Source organism: Enterococcus sp. DIV0703, from assembly GCF_051711065.1.
Classification (GTDB): domain Bacteria; phylum Bacillota; class Bacilli; order Lactobacillales; family Enterococcaceae; genus Enterococcus_B; species Enterococcus_B hirae.
In genome coordinates this window covers 718,201-738,442 of sequence record NZ_JBIOLX010000001.1, presented here as the reverse complement: position 1 = coordinate 738,442, position 20,242 = coordinate 718,201, and the positions used below count along the sequence as shown (strand labels likewise).

At 36.4% G+C, this 20,242-nt stretch carries 19 protein-coding genes, 1 tRNA gene and 1 other annotated feature; of the genes, 2 read left to right on the top strand and 18 right to left on the bottom strand.

Going from position 1 to position 20,242, the window contains the following annotated elements; translation table 11 throughout:
* Nucleotides 1–30: 30 nt before the first annotated feature.
* From IGK81_RS03420 to rplU, 7 genes are all read right to left on the bottom strand, one after another.
* Nucleotides 31–1,020: a mannose/fructose/sorbose PTS transporter subunit IIA gene (locus IGK81_RS03420; protein WP_010719802.1), complete on the bottom strand. Its 990-nt coding sequence runs from the start codon at nucleotides 1,018–1,020 to the stop codon at nucleotides 31–33.
* Nucleotides 1,021–1,118: 98 nt separating this feature from the next.
* Nucleotides 1,119–1,610 (bottom strand): mannose/fructose/sorbose PTS transporter subunit IIB, encoded by a 492-nt coding sequence (locus tag IGK81_RS03415; RefSeq protein WP_010719803.1) that lies wholly within the window; start codon nucleotides 1,608–1,610, stop codon nucleotides 1,119–1,121.
* A gap of 195 nt (nucleotides 1,611–1,805) precedes the next feature.
* A complete protein-coding gene (locus IGK81_RS03410; protein ID WP_034698796.1) occupies nucleotides 1,806–4,631 on the bottom strand; it encodes a sigma 54-interacting transcriptional regulator in 2,826 nt (941 codons plus the stop codon).
* A 442-nt stretch (nucleotides 4,632–5,073) separates the two neighbouring features.
* Entirely contained in the window at nucleotides 5,074–6,183 is a 1,110-nt protein-coding gene (locus IGK81_RS03405) for an acyltransferase family protein (RefSeq protein WP_034698793.1), read from the bottom strand.
* Between the two features lie 306 nt (nucleotides 6,184–6,489).
* The gene (rpmA, locus tag IGK81_RS03400; RefSeq protein ID WP_010719806.1) at nucleotides 6,490–6,783 is read right to left on the bottom strand and encodes a 50S ribosomal protein L27; all 294 of its coding nucleotides are present in this window, start codon (nucleotides 6,781–6,783) and stop codon (nucleotides 6,490–6,492) included.
* A gap of 12 nt (nucleotides 6,784–6,795) precedes the next feature.
* Nucleotides 6,796–7,140 (bottom strand): ribosomal-processing cysteine protease Prp, encoded by a 345-nt coding sequence (locus IGK81_RS03395; RefSeq protein WP_010719807.1) that lies wholly within the window; start codon nucleotides 7,138–7,140, stop codon nucleotides 6,796–6,798.
* Between the two features lie 28 nt (nucleotides 7,141–7,168).
* Nucleotides 7,169–7,477: a 50S ribosomal protein L21 gene (gene rplU / locus IGK81_RS03390; RefSeq protein WP_010719808.1), complete on the bottom strand. Its 309-nt coding sequence runs from the start codon at nucleotides 7,475–7,477 to the stop codon at nucleotides 7,169–7,171.
* A gap of 19 nt (nucleotides 7,478–7,496) precedes the next feature.
* Nucleotides 7,497–7,572: a sequence feature (ribosomal protein L21 leader region), on the bottom strand.
* Between the two features lie 141 nt (nucleotides 7,573–7,713).
* Between rplU and IGK81_RS03385 the strand changes: the two genes are divergently transcribed.
* Nucleotides 7,714–8,367 carry a uracil-DNA glycosylase gene (locus IGK81_RS03385; protein WP_010719809.1) on the top strand — a complete coding sequence of 218 codons (654 nt, stop codon included), beginning with the start codon at nucleotides 7,714–7,716 and terminating at the stop codon, nucleotides 8,365–8,367.
* Nucleotides 8,368–8,512: 145 nt separating this feature from the next.
* On the opposite strand, the gene IGK81_RS03380 is transcribed toward IGK81_RS03385, so the two are convergent.
* The 5 genes from IGK81_RS03380 to IGK81_RS03360 all read right to left on the bottom strand — a co-directional run bounded on the left by IGK81_RS03380 (nucleotide 8,513) and on the right by IGK81_RS03360 (nucleotide 12,537).
* Nucleotides 8,513–10,132, bottom strand: a complete 1,620-nt coding sequence (locus IGK81_RS03380) for a SulP family inorganic anion transporter (protein WP_034698791.1) — start codon at nucleotides 10,130–10,132, stop codon at nucleotides 8,513–8,515.
* 132 nt (nucleotides 10,133–10,264) lie between these two features.
* On the bottom strand, nucleotides 10,265–10,624 hold the full coding sequence (locus IGK81_RS03375) for a DUF1304 domain-containing protein (protein WP_034698788.1): 360 nt from the start codon (nucleotides 10,622–10,624) through the stop codon (nucleotides 10,265–10,267).
* Nucleotides 10,625–11,007: 383 nt separating this feature from the next.
* Nucleotides 11,008–11,081: transfer RNA gene (locus IGK81_RS03370), tRNA-Arg, on the bottom strand.
* A 159-nt stretch (nucleotides 11,082–11,240) separates the two neighbouring features.
* The gene (locus IGK81_RS03365) at nucleotides 11,241–11,927 is read right to left on the bottom strand and encodes an O-methyltransferase (protein WP_034698785.1); all 687 of its coding nucleotides are present in this window, start codon (nucleotides 11,925–11,927) and stop codon (nucleotides 11,241–11,243) included.
* Nucleotides 11,928–11,997: 70 nt separating this feature from the next.
* A complete protein-coding gene (locus IGK81_RS03360; RefSeq protein ID WP_010719813.1) occupies nucleotides 11,998–12,537 on the bottom strand; it encodes a signal peptidase I in 540 nt (179 codons plus the stop codon).
* A 218-nt stretch (nucleotides 12,538–12,755) separates the two neighbouring features.
* Here IGK81_RS03360 and IGK81_RS03355 point away from each other — a divergent pair, with 218 nt between their 5' ends.
* On the top strand, nucleotides 12,756–14,606 hold the full coding sequence (locus IGK81_RS03355; protein ID WP_034698783.1) for a GHKL domain-containing protein: 1,851 nt from the start codon (nucleotides 12,756–12,758) through the stop codon (nucleotides 14,604–14,606).
* 145 nt (nucleotides 14,607–14,751) lie between these two features.
* On the opposite strand, the gene IGK81_RS03350 is transcribed toward IGK81_RS03355, so the two are convergent.
* The 6 genes from IGK81_RS03350 to dltC form a co-directional block, all read right to left on the bottom strand.
* Complete coding sequence (locus tag IGK81_RS03350) at nucleotides 14,752–15,756, bottom strand: lipoate--protein ligase (RefSeq protein WP_010719815.1); 1,005 nt, start codon at nucleotides 15,754–15,756, stop codon at nucleotides 14,752–14,754.
* A gap of 10 nt (nucleotides 15,757–15,766) precedes the next feature.
* The gene (locus IGK81_RS03345; protein WP_010719816.1) at nucleotides 15,767–16,507 is read right to left on the bottom strand and encodes an MBL fold metallo-hydrolase; all 741 of its coding nucleotides are present in this window, start codon (nucleotides 16,505–16,507) and stop codon (nucleotides 15,767–15,769) included.
* A gap of 65 nt (nucleotides 16,508–16,572) precedes the next feature.
* Nucleotides 16,573–17,370, bottom strand: coding sequence for a DUF975 family protein (locus tag IGK81_RS03340; RefSeq protein ID WP_010719817.1), 798 nt, complete (start codon nucleotides 17,368–17,370; stop codon nucleotides 16,573–16,575).
* A complete protein-coding gene (locus IGK81_RS03335) occupies nucleotides 17,370–18,452 on the bottom strand; it encodes a M42 family metallopeptidase (RefSeq protein WP_034698780.1) in 1,083 nt (360 codons plus the stop codon). Before IGK81_RS03335 ends, IGK81_RS03340 begins: the two co-directional genes overlap by 1 nt.
* 238 nt (nucleotides 18,453–18,690) lie before the next feature.
* Nucleotides 18,691–19,962, bottom strand: coding sequence for a D-alanyl-lipoteichoic acid biosynthesis protein DltD (gene dltD / locus IGK81_RS03330; protein ID WP_010738272.1), 1,272 nt, complete (start codon nucleotides 19,960–19,962; stop codon nucleotides 18,691–18,693).
* 2 nt (nucleotides 19,963–19,964) lie between these two features.
* The gene (gene dltC, locus IGK81_RS03325; protein WP_010719820.1) at nucleotides 19,965–20,198 is read right to left on the bottom strand and encodes a D-alanine--poly(phosphoribitol) ligase subunit DltC; all 234 of its coding nucleotides are present in this window, start codon (nucleotides 20,196–20,198) and stop codon (nucleotides 19,965–19,967) included.
* Nucleotides 20,199–20,242: the final 44 nt, after the last annotated feature.

Sequence of the window (20,242 nt, the reverse complement as noted above, 5' to 3'; positions counted from 1 at the left end):
TAAGCCTCCTATAAATATTAGTTTTTTGAATTATGCTTTAGATAATTCAGACTTAGCTTTTTTAAGAATTTCGTCCATATTGTCGCGAGAGTCATTTGGTACTTTACGTACATCAAATTTAACTCCTTTGCTTTCTAGTTTTTCAAATGCCTCTACGTCTTCAGGGCCCATTGATAAAACTTTACTTACGACAACTTTCCCAACTGAGTGGGCCATTGAACCTACGTTTAATTCTTGGATGTCAACGCCGCCTTCAACAGCTGTCAACACGTCTTCAGGATTTTCAAACAATAGCAAAGCTTTTGTATTCCCAAATCTTGGATCTTTAGCAACTTCGATCATTTTAGAAATTGGGATAACGTTTGCTTTAACCCCTGGAGGAGCAGCTTGTTCGATCAATTTCTTACGTAAATCATCTTTTGATACAGCATCTGAAACAACGATGATCCGATTTGGTTGAACAGCTTTTGTCCATGCAGTAGCAACTTGACCATGTAATAAACGTGAGTCAACACGTGCTAAAACATATTTAATCTTACCGTCGCCAACTACTGTTCCTTCAGGTAATGCACCTTTAGGTTGTCCATCAGAAACTTCTGCTTTTGGTGCTTCTTGTGGTTCAAGCTCTTCTGGCTTCACTTTCACACCATCTTTTGCTGTTTCAATGATATGTGCTGCAATTTCTTGAGCAGATTCCATTGAAAAACGTGACGCATAAGCTTCGATCAACATAGGCAAGTTCAAACCACTAACAATTGCCCATTTGTCTTTGTGTTCTTCAAACAATGTGTTTGATTGATTGAACGGTGTTCCGCCCCATAAATCAACTAAGAACAATACTTCGTCTTGATTATCAAAAGAAGCAACAGCCTCTTCTAATTTGGCTCTCAAGTCATCTGGACCTTCGCTTGGTTTTAAAATGACTGCTTTGACGTTTTCTTGTTCGCCAAAAATCATTGAACCTGATTGCAAGATACCTTCAGCAAATTGTCCATGACTTGCAAGGATAATCCCTACCATATTTATACCTCCTACTTCTTTTTGTTGTAACAAATCAAATATTAAAATAATTGCTAACCATTACAACAGATGAATTTGACCATTTTCCAACAACAATATTATGCCTTTTTGGCTTTTGCTAGTAATTCCATCAAAAGGATCTTTCTATCTGCGGGTACTTTGCGAATTTCTAATTCTACACCTTGCTGATTCAAGAATTGGAACGATGCAATATCTTTATGGTCGACTGACACAAAATTTGTGATCATCGTCTTCCCCTCAGAAAAACTCATCCCACCGATATTCAATGAATCCAGCTGTACACCACTTAAGACAATTTTCTCAACGTCTTGAGGATTAGTGAATAAAAGCATCACTTTCGTCGTTGCTAGTAAACCGCTTTGATAAACTTGAATCATTTTTTTCACCGTGATCACATTTGCGATGATTCCCGGTGGAGCAGCTTCTTTTAAAAGAAACTTTCTCAATTTATCTTGGGCTACTAAATCACTAATAACAATGATGCGTTCCACGCCGGTCAATTTTGACCAGACCGTTGCAACTTGTCCATGGATCAAACGATCATCTATACGCGCTAACCGAATATCCATCAGCAAATCTCCTTTTGTTAAACTACTTCACAGAAACCCCTCTCATTTTCTGTGTGTATAACCATCTATTGGCACATTTATATAAAAGCAAGAACCGTGCCAACTTTTTATCAATACACTAAAGGGTTTTAAGGCGTTTCGAAGCAATACACAAAAAAGATACACTAATAACAGTGTATCTTTTTTGTGTATTTTTCATTTAGTGTATTCATTTTTTGCCAATTCATTACGAATCAGCTTTAATGAATAATAAACTTCAGATGAAGGTGTTTCAAATCTGATGGTCTTTTCCAACAGGGATAACAATTGTTGGATAGACGAAAACAATGGATCTTCCATCGCTTTTTCCAGTTCGTCTGATTCAACATTCAATGGCTCGTTTAATAAAATCCGTTCAATCATCCCCACTGTGTGTAAAACTAAATTGATTTTAAAACTATATCCATGATTCTCAATCGATAGCTTCTCAGACACTTGATCACTAAAATTCCATAAAGGATCAATCAATTTGGTTCCATTGATAAATGTAAAATTTTGTTCAATAAATTTCACACAAGTCTGTTTTGCAGTTTCTTCACTCAATGGCACTTCTTCTGTTTCATCTAATTCTGCCTCAAGTAATAATTGATCTAAAATCAACTCGATATTTTGATCGATAAACCGCTCCAATGGAATAAACGGCGCAGCAATCTGCGGATCTGTAATTCCAGTAGTCGCAATGACTTGGTAATTTTCGATTAATTTAGGCAATTCTTTTTCCAATTCTAAAACAGAGAGTGCCAAAACAGTCAACTCGACATCTTGCCGTTTACTTACAGAACGTTCGATCAATTCTTTGATTCGTTGTGCGGTTCCTTCACCAGATGCACAAATAGCTAAGATGGCTTTTTTTCTGAGTGCGGTCGGTTCAGGTGTTTTTTCCATCGAAATTTCTGCATAACCACGGAAATTTTTCAAGGAATCGTATAACATATCTAAATCCGTACCTAACACAGAAACTTTGCGAACCGTCTCTAATACCAAAGAGGTCGTCACCATGTCAACTGTCCGCACAGGAATTCCTGTATCTCGCTGAATCTGAGAATTAAATGAAGCAAGCGAACCCATATCCACTAATAAGATCGTTCCACTGCCTTCATCTACCTCTTGCACCATTCGTTCGATCCGACTAAGCGCCGTTTTAGGATCCATATCCAATGGCATATCGACCGCTCGTACATTGTCTGCATCTAATAATTGTTGGACCACTTGAACCATGCTGCTTGCTGTACTATTCCCATGAGCTGCCACGACTACCCCAATACGACCGCTTGCTTGATTTGCCCTTAGCGACACAAGCAAGACAGTGAGATAGTAATCTTCGCTATCTGGAATCGTTACTTGGAAATACTCCTCAATATACTTTCTAACTTCTTTCGCTACTTCATATTCCACTGGAAAATCAATTGCCATTTCACGTATATTATCATTCGTATGGCGCTCTTCACCGATATTGATTCTTTTTAAAAAAGAACTGATATGCAGACTCATTGCGTAGATAAAATTTTGCTGAAACTCATATGGCAAGGCATTTTTTACCATTATATATATTTGATTGGTGACTTCGATGATTTTAGGATCAACAAACTCAGCTAGTTTATTATCGGCATTGAATGAGAATCCATGATCCTTGTAAAAAGATTTCAAATGGATGTTGATATCCGTTGAAATAAAATGATTGATGGCTTCTTGATCTAATCCGTCAGACTTTAATAGCGCTGCTTTGTCCCCAATAATGTCATAAAGATTATAGGGTAGTTCATAAGAATCAGATTGAATCTTCATGATTGTGTCGTTAGGGTACACCGTAATTTTGGGCTCCAATAGCTTCGATAGTTCGGACATCGCTACTCGATTACTTGCTAATTGGATCAATCCACTTCTAATCCCTTCCGTCAAATCATCGATCGTAATCGAAATTTCTGGAGAATTGATATGATTTAAAAAACCACGAGCGCAAATCAATTGGATATTCGATTTCAACTGACCGATGTTCCCATAGGTTACACTACCGATCAACGCTTTAACAACATCTTCAGTTAGCGAAATTTGCCGCTGGATACGGTTGGCTTCATGGGCGATCATAATTTTAACCAGGTCGATTTTTTCATTTGCAGGGCGTTTTTCAAAAGATGGCAACTTGATATTGATCGGTATTCTTCGAACAAAGGTCTCTAATAGAGAAGAACCAGGATCCTCAGTTGTTGCACCCACGATCCGAACATTTGCTTCATGAGATTTTGTTGTTTCTCCTAATCGACTATAGGTACCATGATCCATGAAGTAAAAGATCATTTCTTGCCCTTCAGGTGGTAACCGGTGAATTTCATCTAGGAACAACATTCCTCCATCTGCTTGGTCAATGATTCCGGTTTTTTCCTCTTCTGCTCCAGTAAAAGCACCTTTGACATACCCAAACAAGTGACTCATCAATAATTCCGGGTTATTAGCGTAGTCGGCACAGTTAAAGACGATCAACTCGTTGTCTTCACTAATGACGTGATTGGCTTTGGCAAAATGAAACATCGCATGTGCAAAGTAGGTTTTCCCCGATCCAGTTGGTCCAGTGATCAAACAATTCAGACCTCTCGGCGGATATAAAATGGCGGCTTTCGCTTGCTCAACCGAGTTTTTCATACTCCCATTTGCGCCAATGATCTTAGCAAAAATATCTTTCGTATCAATCTGAATCCTTGCTTTTTCTACTGGTACTCTTTCTTCTTTATAGCTTATGACATGTTTGGCGGTCGGTTGTTCATAGGCAACATTTTTTTGATATATGTAACGTACAGGTCGTCCATCGGTTTTCAACAATTTTCCTTCACGTACCAACTGATTCAAATCTTTACTACTATTGGTCCGTTGGATTCCTAAAACCTCAGCTATCTCTTTCGTTGTGACCCCTTGATCATATTCAATCGGTTTTAGATGAGCCGTTTTTTCTTTGACATACGTATAAATTCGATCAATGCGCTTCGCCATTTGGTTTCGCCCCTTTTTCATTAACTGGCTTCAAAACATAATACTATAAATTTAATTCCATTTCGTCAACTATTTACAGTAAATATCTCTTATTAAAAGAAGTATTGACTGGATCAGCTACTCTTTGTCTCATTAGAATTATCCAAAAACGTCCCCTTCAACTTAAAGCTTTTCTTTAAAATGATCGGATCGAAGTGCTTGCGCCGATAAACCATTTTATCTATTGTAATGAAACACAGACAAAAAAAGCTCTCCTCTTAATCAACAAGAGAGAACTTTTTTCATTGAGTTTAGTTCATTGTTTATTCAATTTATTCTGTTTATTGAGTGCTCGGATAAACAATCACTTCCAATTCAATATTTTCTAGTGAACTTTTATTAACTCCGATCGTATAACCGAAACACTTGTCTTCTATAATAATACGCTCATCATACCATCTAATTATTCTTCATTTTTACTATCAAGTATGGTCAAAGTACGGTCATAAAAAAAGCTTTTAAAATACCCATTTCCTTTTACCAAATTATCTGTTTTTTCAGGAACATTAAAATAGAGAATTTTGTTTAACGGCTTATGAACCCACTCCATTCTGCACAAAAAGAAAATACATATAGTTACTATTAGAATCGTAATACTCTGCGGTACACCAAAACTTTTAATAAACAAATCCAAATGAAGTTTATCATTCACTATTCTGACGATAGGTATATGCAACATATATATGATCAAGGATAATTCTCCAAAACTCGTAATAAACAGTCGTTTATTACTTATCAAAGCAACCAAACTACTGATTATAAGGAAGACTGCAATATAGTAAATAAATCGGAAAAAACCACCATAAAGATCTACTAATTCGCTTACATTCGCATAAGCATTTCTACCGGTCAAAAATCCCATCGTCAGTGAGGTGCCATATAACTTAAAATAAACGACAAAAAAACTTCCTGACAAAAGGAACAACGCGCACAACTTGATCTTAAAATTGTTTAGATAATTTGACATTTTTTGATAATCAATTAAGTATCCAGCATAAAAAAATGGAAAGAAAGTTAAGATTCTTGAAGAACATAGAAAATCTCCCAAATTTGCATCATATCCTGCCAAACAACCAATTACAACAGCTATGCCTAGCACCCAGTATTTGTCATATCCATCAATAACCATGCTGATTAATTGAAAAGCAAAAATAGCAAAACAGTACCATGGCAGTCCGCTTTCTGTTAAAAAGGAAAAGCTTAAAGAACCTGAAGAGAGAAAAGTGCTAATCAAAAATATAATTTTTAAAATGAAAAACCATTTGAGATATCTAAAACTTTTTCGGAAATCTTTGTTGCGAATTGTATTCTTGCTGAATAGACCAGAAACAAAGATGAATGCTGGCATATGAAACATATATATCCAATAGTTAATTTTCATTAACAAGTCGCTCTTTTGATTCGCCCGATCAATTAAATGACCTACTACAACCAGGAAAATTAATAAAGCCTTTAAATTGTCCCATTTGTACAAACGCTTTGAAACGTTATTTAAATTCATTTTTTCATTCATCACTCCTTCTTAAATCCCAGTATACAATACAACATTCACAAATAGTAGTGATTTTTTCTAATCATATGTTGTTATACTTCAAATGAGAAACGTTTTTTATTTTTTTCAAACCGATCATTTAGAATGACGTTCGTTTTTTAATATGTAATTTCCATTTTAACTAATGATAAGCACAGGATTTTGAATAAAAAAATAAAGAATGGTATTGATTCTTATGTTTAAGCACCTTTTTTGTCAACCGTTTTCATTAAAAGTCATAAAAAAAGCTCTATCCTTTACGTAATAAGGGATAGAGCAAACTGTTCATTAAGCTTCTTGAGCTACTGGATAAACAGACACTTGTTTTTTGTCGCGGCCTTTACGTTCAAAACGTACTACTCCGTCAACTTTAGCAAATAAAGTGTCGTCTCCACCAATACCCACGTTCACACCTGGATAAATTTTTGTACCGCGTTGACGGTAAAGAATTGATCCACCTGTAACTGTTTGTCCGTCAGCGCGTTTAGCACCTAGACGTTTTGATTCTGAGTCGCGTCCGTTAGATGTAGAACCGCCACCTTTTTTGTGGGCAAAGAATTGTAGATTCATTGATAACAACATGGTCTGCACCTCCTATTTATCATTAATTGTTTTAATTTGGATATATTCTGAATTTTCAGCTTCTATCGATTGTAATCCCAACAAGAGATTTTCTAATAGAATCTCGGCAATATTGTTTTGCTCTTGTGTCAATCCTGAAGTGACTTCGGTATATAAATAACCGCCCTCTTCTTCATTCATTTCGACAATTGGTTCAAAACCAGCTAATGAGGCAATCCCATTGACAGTACTGATCGCTAATGCAGAAACTCCTGCACAGACGATATCACTCCCATAAGGACCAGCATCAGCATGCCCTGTCAAAGTAAATGAAACGATTTGACCAGCGTCATTACGTTTAAATGTTCCTTTGATCATTATTCAGGCCTTCTTTCTCAAGCGCTAATTAAGCGTTGATCGCGTCGATAACCACTTTTGTGTATGGTTGACGGTGACCTTGTTTACGGTGTGAATGTTTTTTAGGTTTGTATTTGAAAGTAACGACTTTCTTTTGTTTGCCGTGTTTTTCAACAGTACCTTCAACAGTTGCACCAGAAATAATTGGAGCGCCTACTTTTGTAGTTTCGCCACCTACTAAGATAACTTCGTCAAAAACAACTTTTTCACCTGCTTCAACGTCAAGTTTTTCAACGTAGATTGCTTGTCCAACTTCAACTTTTACTTGTTTACCACCAGTTTTAATAATTGCGTACATGCTATAAAGCACCTCCTTATAATAGACTTAGACTCGCCATCCAGAGTGACAGTTACCTGTACTTACAAACTCGTTCTGTGCGGTTGTAGCTGTGGAGTCCACAATTACAACAGTACTAGATTACCAGAAACTAGCGCATTCGTCAACTCTAGATTCTAGAACTTTTCTTAAGTCAATCAATCGCAATTTTCACTTTTGCTCATTATAATGTTAGTGAAGACGAAGGAGGTAAACGAATGATCTATCCTGATGAATTGGTTCAAGAAGCAACGATTCGTATGCAAGGTCGTGCGGTAGAAGGTTTCGTTGCTGGTCAAGGCCCACTCCACCCAAAACTCATGCTGGTAGGTGAAGCTCCTGGCAAAACAGAAATCGATAATCATATTCCTTTTAGCGGACAAGCAGGCAAAGAACTAATGCAAACTCTTGCTCTAGCTGGTTTGACAAGAGAAGATGTTTATATTACTAGTGCAGTCAGAAGTCGACCTTATCGGACAGTCCAACGACTCAATAAACGAACTCAGCAAGCAGAAACTGTTTATCCGAATCGGACACCAACAAAAGCGGAAGTATTCGCTCATGCGCCGATCCTAGATTATGAAATCGAACATGTCGAGCCCCATTTGATTGCTACATTAGGCAATATCGGTTTGCAACGGTTATTAGGTTCTGCTTATACGATCTCTAAAAATCATGGTCAGCTTTATACTGGGCCTATTTTAAAACTGAATCAACAAAAAGATGCTTACGAGTGGAGTGATAAAAGCTACCAGATCCTCCCGCTTTTCCATCCTGCAGCTATTTTTTACAATCGAACATTAGCTGACGTGATCCGCAAAGACTGGCTTACCTTAGCAAACTATCTCGAGAAAGATCCTAGCAATCAATAGCCACAGCTTCCATAGGTAAAAAATCCCGAAACAGAAAAAAGCTGTTTCGGGATTTTTGAATTTTTATAGCTTATTTTAATTAAACACTGCAAAAAACACTTTGTTTGCCCTGCTTCTCAAAAACATTTCTCCTGCTCATGACTGATTACGTATATTGTTCATGCAGCGCTGAGAGTGCATGCGCTACTGTTTGGTGTTGCTCAAAGCCAGCTTTTTGCCATAAATGCTGTAGTTGTTTTTCTACTTCTGGTTGTAGCGAGGTGTAAATAATTGTTTGTTCTCGCATTTCAGCTTTTTCTTGAAACTCATCAAAAACAGCTCGGGCAGTTAAATCAATACTTGGAACACCACGCATAGAAAAAATGATCCCCTCTTTTTGATTTAGATCAGCTAATGTATTTTTTAATTTTTCAGCAGACATAAAAAAGAGTGGTCCGCTAATATAGACAACTGTCCAATTATCTAATTTTTTCGTTTCTGGCAAATCCATTCGTTCCCAATCGATTGTTTCAACCGAGATCGTGATTGCCGCACTTTTGATCACAAAGAAAATACAGCCACCGATAATACCGATGACGATCGCAATACTTAAGTCAAAAATCACAGTACATCCCATAGTAATCAAAAATAATAAGATGCCAGACCAATATCTCTTAGTGAACAAGACGTTGATCGTTTCCCATTCATTCATGCGCCAAGCAGTAACAATCAACACTCCTGCCAAAGCTGGCATAGGAATGTTTGACATAATTGGTGCAAAAATAATCATAGATAAAAACAAAACCAAAGCATGAATGATACCAGCTAAACGAGTCTGTGCCCCTGATTTAATTGCCACACTTGTTCGGGCAATCGCAGCTGTCGCTGGAATGCCTCCAAAAAATGGTAAAACTAGATTTCCGATTCCTTGCGCAACAAGTTCTTGGTTGCTGTCCAATGGTTTGTTTGCCATTCGTCCCGCAGAAGCACCACAGAGCAAACTTTCCACCATGCCAAGCAAGGCAATGCTAATCGCTGGCACCATCACTTCTTTTAAAGAATCAAGATGAAAGGCTGCAAACGTTAAGCGATCGCTACTGATCAACGTCTGTGGGATTTTTCCCACGGTTGCTATCGGCAAGTGAAACAAGAACATCGCAACCGTTGCAAGAATAATTGCCATCAAAGAACTTGGTATAGTTTGAGCCCATTTTTTGGGGTAGATAATCATTCCGATGATCACTAATAATCCCATAATAAAGGAGGAAAAATTTATCGAAAAGCCAAAGGTCTGATAGCTGAGAAACTTCTCAATCACATTTGCACCTTCTGAATGGACACCAAACAAGTTATCCACTTGACCCAAGGCAATGATAATAGCAATTCCCGAAGTAAATCCAGTAATCACTGGAGCTGGAATAAAAGAGGTCAATGTTCCTAATCTAAAAATGCCTGCCACTAGCAATAATAGTCCTGCTAAAAATGTCGCCAGTAACACCCCAGACATCCCTTGAGTAGCTGCAATCGACATCAAGATCGCAGCCATTGCGCCTGTTGGTCCTGAAATTTGATAAAAACCACCTGACAAGCCACCAATAATAAGTCCAGCAATAACCGCTGTAATTAATCCTGCCGCAGCATTTGCACCACTGGACACGCCAAACGCCAACGCTAAAGGTAAAGCTACTGCAGCTACAGTAATACCAGCTAATAAATCTTTTTGGAATTTTTGACGATCATATCCGTCAAATTCTTCATTTAGTAAAAAAATATACTTTTTGAACAACCTAGAGACTCCTTTTTTATAAAAATTTTATGAAACACGCAACTACTAGAATAGCATATTTTTCTAACTCATGTCAGCTTTTTCACAAAGTTATAGGCGTTTTCATGAAAATTTTTATAAAATAAGATTAACTCAAATCAAAAGAGTCAGTAATCCAATGATTGCCAGACCACCTTGTTTCAAAATAATTAGTTTGTCACTAGTGATACTACCGTAAGCTGCGACCAGTACAATATAAATCAATAACAAACTTGCCATTTCTTTTGGTGCAGACGAAATATAAATGGCATAAAATAAACCAATACCTAACAATCCATTATAAACACCTTGATTTTTAAATAACGTTTGTACCGACGAATTACTTAATTCTTTTTGACTCATTTTAAATACTCTGCCAGTTGCTTTAGAAGTTGTAGCAAAGGTTTCTAAATACATGATATAAAAAAATTCAATTGCAACTAATGTAATGATAATTTGTGAAATAATTGACATATTTTCTCCCCCTATTCATTTCTGCTTATCGGCTTAGAATAAGTATAGCCGAACCGTTCAAAAATAAAAAAACAAACACACTTGTAGCGATTAAAAAAGCCTTGGATCCCCTGATACCAAACATCATCCACCTATAGAGGATGGACTGATTTCTGCTTAAACGAAGTTAAAATACACGAATGTATGAATTTGTAGAGTAAAAATTTTACCTACTCCTTTTACTTAGAAAAACATCCAATATATTCTTTTTTAACACATACCTAGGTCCTACCTGATTAGACTGCGTATCATAAGAATACTTGCTACGTACCCATTTGGTCCAACTACCAGAACAAAGAAAAACCGGTAGAAACTTTCGTTTCTACCGGTTTTGGTTTTTTTTACGTCACAGGAGGGATTCGAACCCCCGACCGTCCGCTTAGAAGGCGGATGCTCTATCCAGCTGAGCTACTATGACAGCTTTTTCGGAACAAAAATAATTATATAGAATCATTTTGGTTCTGTCAATATGAAATAGTTATTTTATCAATAAAAAAGATTGCTCAATAGAAAGCGTTCCTCTTTTACCTAGTGTCCGACAAAAAGCAAGCTTTTTGTCGTAACAAGGTAAATACTCTTAAGGTAGATGAATTTGCTCTTTTTCTTTAGTTATCAAGATCACACCATCACCTAGCGGCACTAATGTGGAAGTCAAGTCTGGATGGGTCATGACGACCTGTAAAAATTCATTTAATTTACGATGAATGGCACGTTTGCCTCTAGGAATCTCTTCATCAGGCAATAAAATCGTTCCGCCTTGAAAAATATCATCAACCATCAATACGCCACCTTTTTTTAGCAGACGTAAACATTCTGGTAAAAACTCAATATATTTCGATTTGGCACTGTCCATAAAAATAAAATCATAAGGCCCAGTTAGTTCTGGTAAAATATCAGCCGCTTGCCCTTCTAGTAAAGTAACTTTTTCGGTTAAGCCAAGTCTTTCATAAGTTGCCTTGGCCTTTTTGATCATAACATCAAAACGATCGATCGTCGTGACGTGACCTTTTTCACTGATTAATTGAGCCATCAAACTAGAAGAAAAACCAATAGCTGCACCAATTTCTAAAACATTCTTTGGTTTTAATTGCCCTAATAAAAACTGCATGAATACGACTGTTTCATGGGGAATGATCGGTACTTCCGCTAAATGGGCTTCTTCTTCAATCAAACCAAGCTCTCCAGACAGTTTTTTCTGTTTTGTCCGCATAAAATCAACTAACTCTTCTTTTACTACCGGACGATGCATCATTTCATTACGCATAATCTGCCTCCTCTTCCAAATTATTATACGAAGAACCTGACAAATCCACAAGTTGCAAACAAATTTACACTCACTTTCCTTTTCGTTGGCTATGAGTAAAAAACCGATTGAAACTTTTCTTTTTTTCAAATTCATCTAACATGTTCCAAGCTGTAATACCGGTCAAACAAAAGGCGATGGTAAAAAATAGCCAGCGCATCCAAGTAAATGCTGACTTTGATAAAAGAATGCCAATATAGGGAATCTGAAAAATGGGCGTTCCAATGATGTATCTTCTCCCCACTACACCGGATTCGGTCTGCGTAGAACTATCTGCTTTAGTATAAAAGTCTTGATGGTCTTTTTCCACTGCGATCACTCGTCGGGTGGTTATTTGCTCTCCTGAGTTTTCATAGTACGTAATCACGTCACCAACCAACAATTCTTCTGGTTTCTTCGGACGTACATAGATCAAACTTCCTTGGCTATAGTAAGGACTCATACCACGATCTTCAATAATATGGGTTGATAGACCAGCTATTTTAGGAAGTAAAATAATGCTCAAAATGATCGCTAAAATAACAATCAGTGTAATTGAACTAATATAGGTTATTTTTTTATAAAATGGCACTAGTTTCCACTCCCTTTACTCATTTCTTATTTCCCATCATATAATAACGATTTAATTTTATCAATTTTAACTCTATTTCTTCTACAACGAATTGAAAGAATTTTAAAAAAAATCTAAAAAAATAACTCTGGTTATCTAACTTTATGCAGGTTTATGATTGACTAGAAAACAAAAAACGTTTACCCTAAAAAAAATGTTACTTTTAGAAAGGACACATTATGAACTTTTTTAATAACATTGAATATTTTAAAAAAGCGAACTCATTAAAGATAAAATGGTTTTTCACTATTCTATTATCAACGTTATTTTTAATGATAACAGTATATTTCTTTTATTATATTTTTACTCCTTCTGATAGTGGAAAGGTCAAAGAAATAAAAAATTCATGGGAATTTTACTTAAAAAATGAACCTGATTTTCGTTTTGATAGTCATTATATTAGTTACCTTCCAACAGTTGAAAGAAATGAAACTTTTGTGATGGAAACTATATTAAAAGAAGAGATGGATGATTCGAATTTAGTGATTCGGGGAAACAACCAATGGATAAAAGTTTATTTAAATGATCAACTTTTATATGATCGAACAAATGAACAAGACCAACTTCATCCTGGTTTATCTTTGGCAGTTATTGATCTGCCTACACATTATGCTGGTGAACACTTAAAAATCGAAGTTACTTCACCATATGAAAACTATTCGGGTATTCCACCAAAAGTTTATGTTGGAAATACGGGACCAATCATCAGCTTTATTTTTTCCCAATCTGTTCCTCAAGTAGTTACCATGATCATTGCCATCTTTTTAGGAATTGGGATATTGGTGTACGCCATTTTTAAGCTTTACAAAAAAAAGACACTAGATATTTCATTGATCATTCTCAGTTGTTTTGCGTTAGTCTTAGGGTTTGAATCAATCTCTGAAGATATATTAAGCGGCATCCTTTTTGAACCAATCGTCCATTCGATTTTATCTGATACATTTACTATTTTAACTTCAGTATTTCTGGTATTGTATTATTTATCCCGAATGAAACATTATCAAAAAATATATGGTCTCTTTTGTTTTCTGCAAGTCTCCATCCAAATAGGTGTCCTTATTTATTCATTGATGACAGTAGGAGAATTAACTGAACTAATGCCCATTGTTAATGCGGTTAGTGTAATCAGTACATTAGTTACTTCGCTTGTCTGTGTTGGGGAAGCCTATCGGAATAATCGTTTTTTCATTGCTTGTACACCGTGGATTGTGCTGATTGCCATTTTCCATTGTATGCTTTATATCCAACCATCATTAGGTATTTATAATGCAAATATTAATTGGTCTACTATTCTATTTATGATTATTCTGATTATTATCATTTGTTATAATATTATCGAGTACATCATCAGCTTTGATAAGCATCAGCGAACTGTTAATTTCTTGAAAACAAAATCGGATTTACTTGAACAGCACTATGATCAGCTACGTGATCACATTCAAGAAATCAGTACATTAAGAACTGAGTTTATCCAAACTATGGAAAACTTAGAACACTTGGTCAAGGAAGAAGAAACCGATGAAGTACAAAATTATGTGCAAACTATCTTAACTAATGCTCGAAATTTTGAATTTATTTTCTCTTACTCCTCTCACCAACTCACTAATCTTATTTTAGCTCGTTATCAAGAGATTGCATCAAAGCGAAATATCAAAGTGAAGTTTCAAGCCGAACTACCAGAAGTATTGACCGTCAATGATGATGACTTGACCCAAATACTGATTCATGTCTTAGAACATTCTTTTAGAGAAACACATGCCATTGAAGATCCAATGCATCGAAAAATTTATTTATCGATGCAGGAAAAAGAAAATCAACTATTGATTCGTTGTGAACATAGCGCAAACTATGAAACGAATCTCTTTTCACAAGGAATTACAGAAAACTTTGCTGAACAAGAACAGTTTGATTTAAAAATAATCCAAGATGTGGCGGAACGTTATGCAGGAACGTTGACTCAGGAAAAAGATAGTCAGGTAGATCGTTTAATCATCCAATTGACTAAAACAAATCCCAAGAAAAGCATATAATGTCTTTGGCAGATTGGAAAATTGATTCATTGAATGAAGGTTTGAGCGGACAAAATAATATTCGTTCTCTTTCTCAAAAAAAGATAAAAAACAGGGAACACCAATCATTGGTGTTCCCTGTTTTTGACTAATGACTAACATTCGATCAATATAAAAGAGCAAGAAAATCTTCAGCTTCGATCGCACCAAAATACTTTTTGATATCAATCGTTTTTACTACATCACTTAAAACTGATTTATCATATCTTTGTCCAATCAGTTTCTCTTCGACGTCCTTTATCTCTCCTAACCCAAAGAAGTCACCAAATATTTTCACATCATCAATCAAACCATGTGACACATTCAGATGGACTTCGATCGAACCAATCGGATACCGCTTTTGTCTCGAAAAGTTAAAATCAGGTGATTTCCCATAATTCCAATCCCAATTACGATAATAGCGATCAGAGATTTCGTTGATTTTGATCCAGTCTTTGTCTGTTAGCTGATACGTATTAACCTCTGCCAGCGTTGCTACTCCAAATATTTTTAATAGAATTTCATCACGAAATTCTTCTGTTAACATCTCTTGTTTTTCTTTAGGTAAAAATGGTTTGATATTGGTCACACGAGAACGAATCGATTTGATCCCTTTGGACTCGATTTTATCTTTTTTTACTTTTAACGCATTGACCACTTCATTGATGTCAGAATCAAACATGATAGTTCCATGGGCAAACATTCGACCATTCGTTGCATACATTGCATTACCAGAGAATTTCATACCATCAATCACTAAATCATTTCGGCCTTTTAACTCTGCTCCAGATACCCCTAATTCGTGAAGAGCTTGAATAATTGGCTTAGTAACTTTAGCAAAATCACGGAAAGAATCGCCATCATCAGGCATGATAAAACTAAAGTTTAAATTTCCAAAGTCGTGATAGACGGCTCCACCGCCACTTAAACGACGAACGACATGGATGCCCTGTTGTTCAACGTAATCTCGATTGATTTCTTCGATCGTGTTTTGATTACGCCCAATAATGATAGATGGTTCATTGATATAAAACAATAAAATCGGTTCATCAACAGGCATTTCTTGGAGTAAAAATTGTTCAATTGCTAGATTGATACGTGGATCATGCTTGTCATTCGGTACAAAAATCATTGTCTTCCTCCTAGATATCAAATACTTTATCGACTTTTGCTAGTGCTACTTCTACTGTATCACCCGCAGCTTGTTGCGCTTCGTTCTGTAATTGTGTAAGATCCCCAAATTGAGGTAAATGGGTCAATACTAGCTTTTTGACTTTTGCTGCTTTCGCAAGTTCCCCCGCTTCTTTTGACGTAAAGTGCGCTTTGTGTCGTTCATTACCAGCAAACAGATAAGTATCTGCTAGAAATAAGTCTGCATTTTCAGCAAATTCTACAAAACTTTCCAAATAGCCGGAATCACCTGTAAAAACAAAGACTTTGCCAGTCGCTTCTTCGACGATCCGCATGGCATAGCACACCACTGGATGGATGGTTTCCATAAACGTGATTAAAAAAGGACCTACTTTCAATTCTTCTGCCTCAAAATAGCCACGTCCTTCTGACACGTTCGGCATTGTTAACTCATCAAAATGAAAAGTGTCTTTAGTATGTCCATAGATTGGCAAGATAGCTCCTGGTTCTTTTTCAGGATGTAGTTGCCAATAATATTGCAATACACCTAGATCAGCGATGTGATCATGATGGTAATGGCTCAAGATAACCGCATCAAGTTCTAACGGTTCAAGATGCTCTTGTAATTTTATCAAGGTGGCGCTACCAGCATCGATCAGTAGGTTAAAGCCAGCTGACTGCAATAAATAGCTAGTCGTTCCTTGATTTTTATATGGATAGGCGCCTAAGCAACCTAATACAGTTAATTTCATGATCGTTCTCCTTTCAGAATCAATGTAATAGAATCCTGTTTTTTCTGTGAAACCTCTCTCATATTTTATGAAAAATAAGTAGCTGGGGGTTCTTTTTCAAGTCTTGCTTGCTCGTAAAAACCTGCAATGGTCACATTGACATAGGCGATAACCCACAATAAACCAAAGAACAAGGCTAGGGCTCCAACAAGGTACCACCCGATAAATGAAAGTTGTAATAGGATATAAGTACCTAAACGATCTTTTAATAAATACCACGCGTATTGCAAACACTGGATGATTGAAAGTTCTGGGTAATCAAATTTAGTCCAAGCCGCAAATTGAAACAATCCGCCCACAATACTCATCAACAAAAGAGAAACAAAGGTCATGAGCAGGGTGGTCAAAACGTAACTAATGTCCAAAGCATTCCCTGATAACACATCTGTTGAAATTGTGTTTGAATTAAATAGTAATTGTGTATAAGTATTGACACCACCAATCAAAAAACCTGGTAATAAAACAAGGGCATTAATGATCCAATTGATCACAACATTGATCAAATTAATCACTAAAATAGGTCCAAAATATTTTTTTTGAAAGACGGCAAACAATAAATTACTTTTTGCTCTGCCGCCACGAACGACTACTAGCGCAATGTAATATAAGGCATATGAAAAAGCAAATAAAAGGAAATTCTCTAGTAAAAAGCTAACTATTTGTTGTTGCGTGCTATCTACGAAAAAAAATCCCTCAAAAAACATTTGAATCAAACCCGCAACAAACATCGAAAGAAAGACTAGCCAAGCATTGATTCCCCATTGTTGCGCAAGGCTAGCTCGAGCTTTTTTGCGATAATCTGAAAGTGATAACTTTGTTTCCATTAATCATAACTCCTAATCTTTTCAACTGTTTTGTGGTCTAATCGCTTCACTAATTCCGTCACTAATTTCACAGTATTCAAATAATCATCTTCATGGATCACTGAAGTATGTGAATGCAAATACCGCACCGGAACAGTAATCGCCACAGACGGTACCCCATCTCTTGTCAAATGCATCTGTCCTGCGTCTGTCCCACCACCAGTAATGACGGTGTATTGGAATGGTATATCCATTTCTTCCGCCACATCAATCACAAAATTCAACAGTTTTTTATGTGGAATCATTGAAGCATCAAAAATCAAGATTTGTGGACCTTTACCCAAAATCGAATCCGCTTCTTTTGGCGTCATCCCCGGTGTATCTCCAGCTGTTCCTGTATCTAAAGCAAAGGCGATATCTGGATTCACTAAGTGTGTACTTGTGCGTGCCCCTCTAAGGCCAACTTCTTCTTGCACATCGCTCCCTGCGAATAAAACATTGGGATGTCCTTCTTTTGCTAAATTCTCAAGAACTCGTAATGAAACAGCTGTACCGATGCGATTGTCCCAAGCCTTAGCTAGTAAAAATTTACCGCCATTCAACCGTTTATACTCAATATATGGGGTTACCATATCGCCAGGGCGAATACCCCATTCTTTTGCTTCTTTATCGCTTGTCGCTCCAATATCAATAAACATATCCTTGATATCATACGGTTTATTTCTTACTTGTGGGGTTAAAACATGTGGCGGTTTCGAACCAATCACGCCATGGATCACTTTCCCATCTTGCGTTTTGATTTCCACTTGTTGGGCTAACATCACTTGTCCCCACCAACCACCTAATGTTTGAAATTCCAAAAAACCTTTATCAGTGATCTTAGTCACCATAAATCCCACTTCATCCATATGACCGGAAATAAAAATCTTAGGTCCACCACCAGAACCATGTTTGGCGATAATACTACCTAAGCCATCATAAAAAATATCTTCCGCAAAGTCTTTTGCATACTTTTTATAGACTTGTCTCACTTCTTCTTCATTGCCTGGTACTCCTTTGGCTGAAGTCAGATCAATCAGTAACTGTTCTTCTTTTTTATCCAAAACGTCTCCCTCATTTCTCGTATTGATAGCTAGATTATACCATTTATTAGGTGTGCTTTTCAGCAGAACGATTTTTTCAGTTAGAAAAAAGCCAGGATTCCTCGAAAGTTTACCGAATAACTTTCAATAATCCTGGCTTTTTTGCATAATGCATACGATAGCAATCGCTATTTTCTCTTAAATGGACTGACAGCAGTAAACGAACGTTTCTTTTATGCACTTCGTGTTCGAAACTCCATTACTGTTGGTTTTCTTTTAAATCATTTGGTGAATGTTTTTGCCAGTCTTTACTATAAAATGATGGATCCAATTGATAGTGACTTGGTTGTTGTTGGTTTTCTAAAAACGGTCTAATCCGTTGATCTGCTGCTAGCCACCCTTTCCAACCTAAATGAATGGTGTCTTCCATGAAATAAGGTTGATCAGCCATTTTTGTAAAATCTGCGATCCGATCAAAGCCTTGACTCTGCAATTGAAATTTGATTTTCTTTGCAAATCCTTGAAGCATTTCTTGAGATAACCCAGTATAATCACTCCATTTTTGATTCACAGGTGGAATGATGAATAATGCTTCTGCCTGTTCTTGGGCTAATTGCTGTAGGACTAATTGAAAATCTGAAAATTCAGGTGAAAAACGATAATCCCAATTTTTTTGAGAATTTTTCAGCTCTTTTAAGTGGTGACGAATGCGCTCTTTATAAAAATCATTTTTTAACTCAAAAGAATTGTCGCTTGTACTTTTTCTCCCAATATTTTCCGCTAGGTTTGCCAGAACTTTTTCTTGATAATTAGCAGGCAACGGCTTCATTGCCTGATCAATTTTGTCTTGTTTACTTTTCAGACCAATATTGCTGAACATTTCATCTTCTCTTTTTAAAATATTCCAGTTCAAGCGCAATTGATTTCGTTTTTCAACAGAAGGAAGTTGACCTTTTTTGATCATTTGTAACATTTCCGTCAATTTTTCATCTTTTTTAACGATAGAAAAATGTAAAAGTCTTCTAGCTAAATAACGGTCAGCAGGAGTGATTTTTTTCAATGAGAACAGCCAGTCAAGGGTTTGTAACTGTGAATAATACGTATCAAAATAATCTTTTTTTACGCCATCTTTGACAAACCATTGTGGAGAAATGATAAAAACGATTTTCTTATTTTTCAAATCATCTCCTGCAGAGCGCATCATCATATACTGACTTAATGATTGTGTCCCAGGTGCCCCTAATAAGAAGGGACGATAATCACGATGGTATTTCTCCGCCAAGACGGATGGGTGAAACGGACTGATCCGACTGAGTTCACTTGAACCAAAAAAAGGAACATATTTTTTTTCAGCTAAGGCTTCGTTTTTGATGGTATCTCCTTTTAACACATTTTCGGACATGGATGTAGAAGCTTTTTTTATGACTGTTGGGTCGGTTAGATCCACACGATACGAAGAAGTGAAAAAAACTGCTATCAATCCAAAAGCTAAAAGGATTGGACCGAAAATAGCAAATAATTTCTTTTTCATTCTCATCCCTTCAATTCTTGTACTTGTGCAATGATTTTATTCGGTGTGCCCCACTGTTCACGATCAAATTCAGAAACAGGGACTTGAACATCTAATTGTCCATCTAATTCGACTAATAATTGAACAGAAGCAAGTGAATCCAACAATCCTTCACCAAACAAATCAAGCTCTCGATTCTCTCTTATTTCATCTGTTCCTGTAATGTCTTCTAAAATAGTTAAAATTTGTTCTTCCATAATATAATCTCTCCTTAAATAATCATAATGTAAAATAAATCATT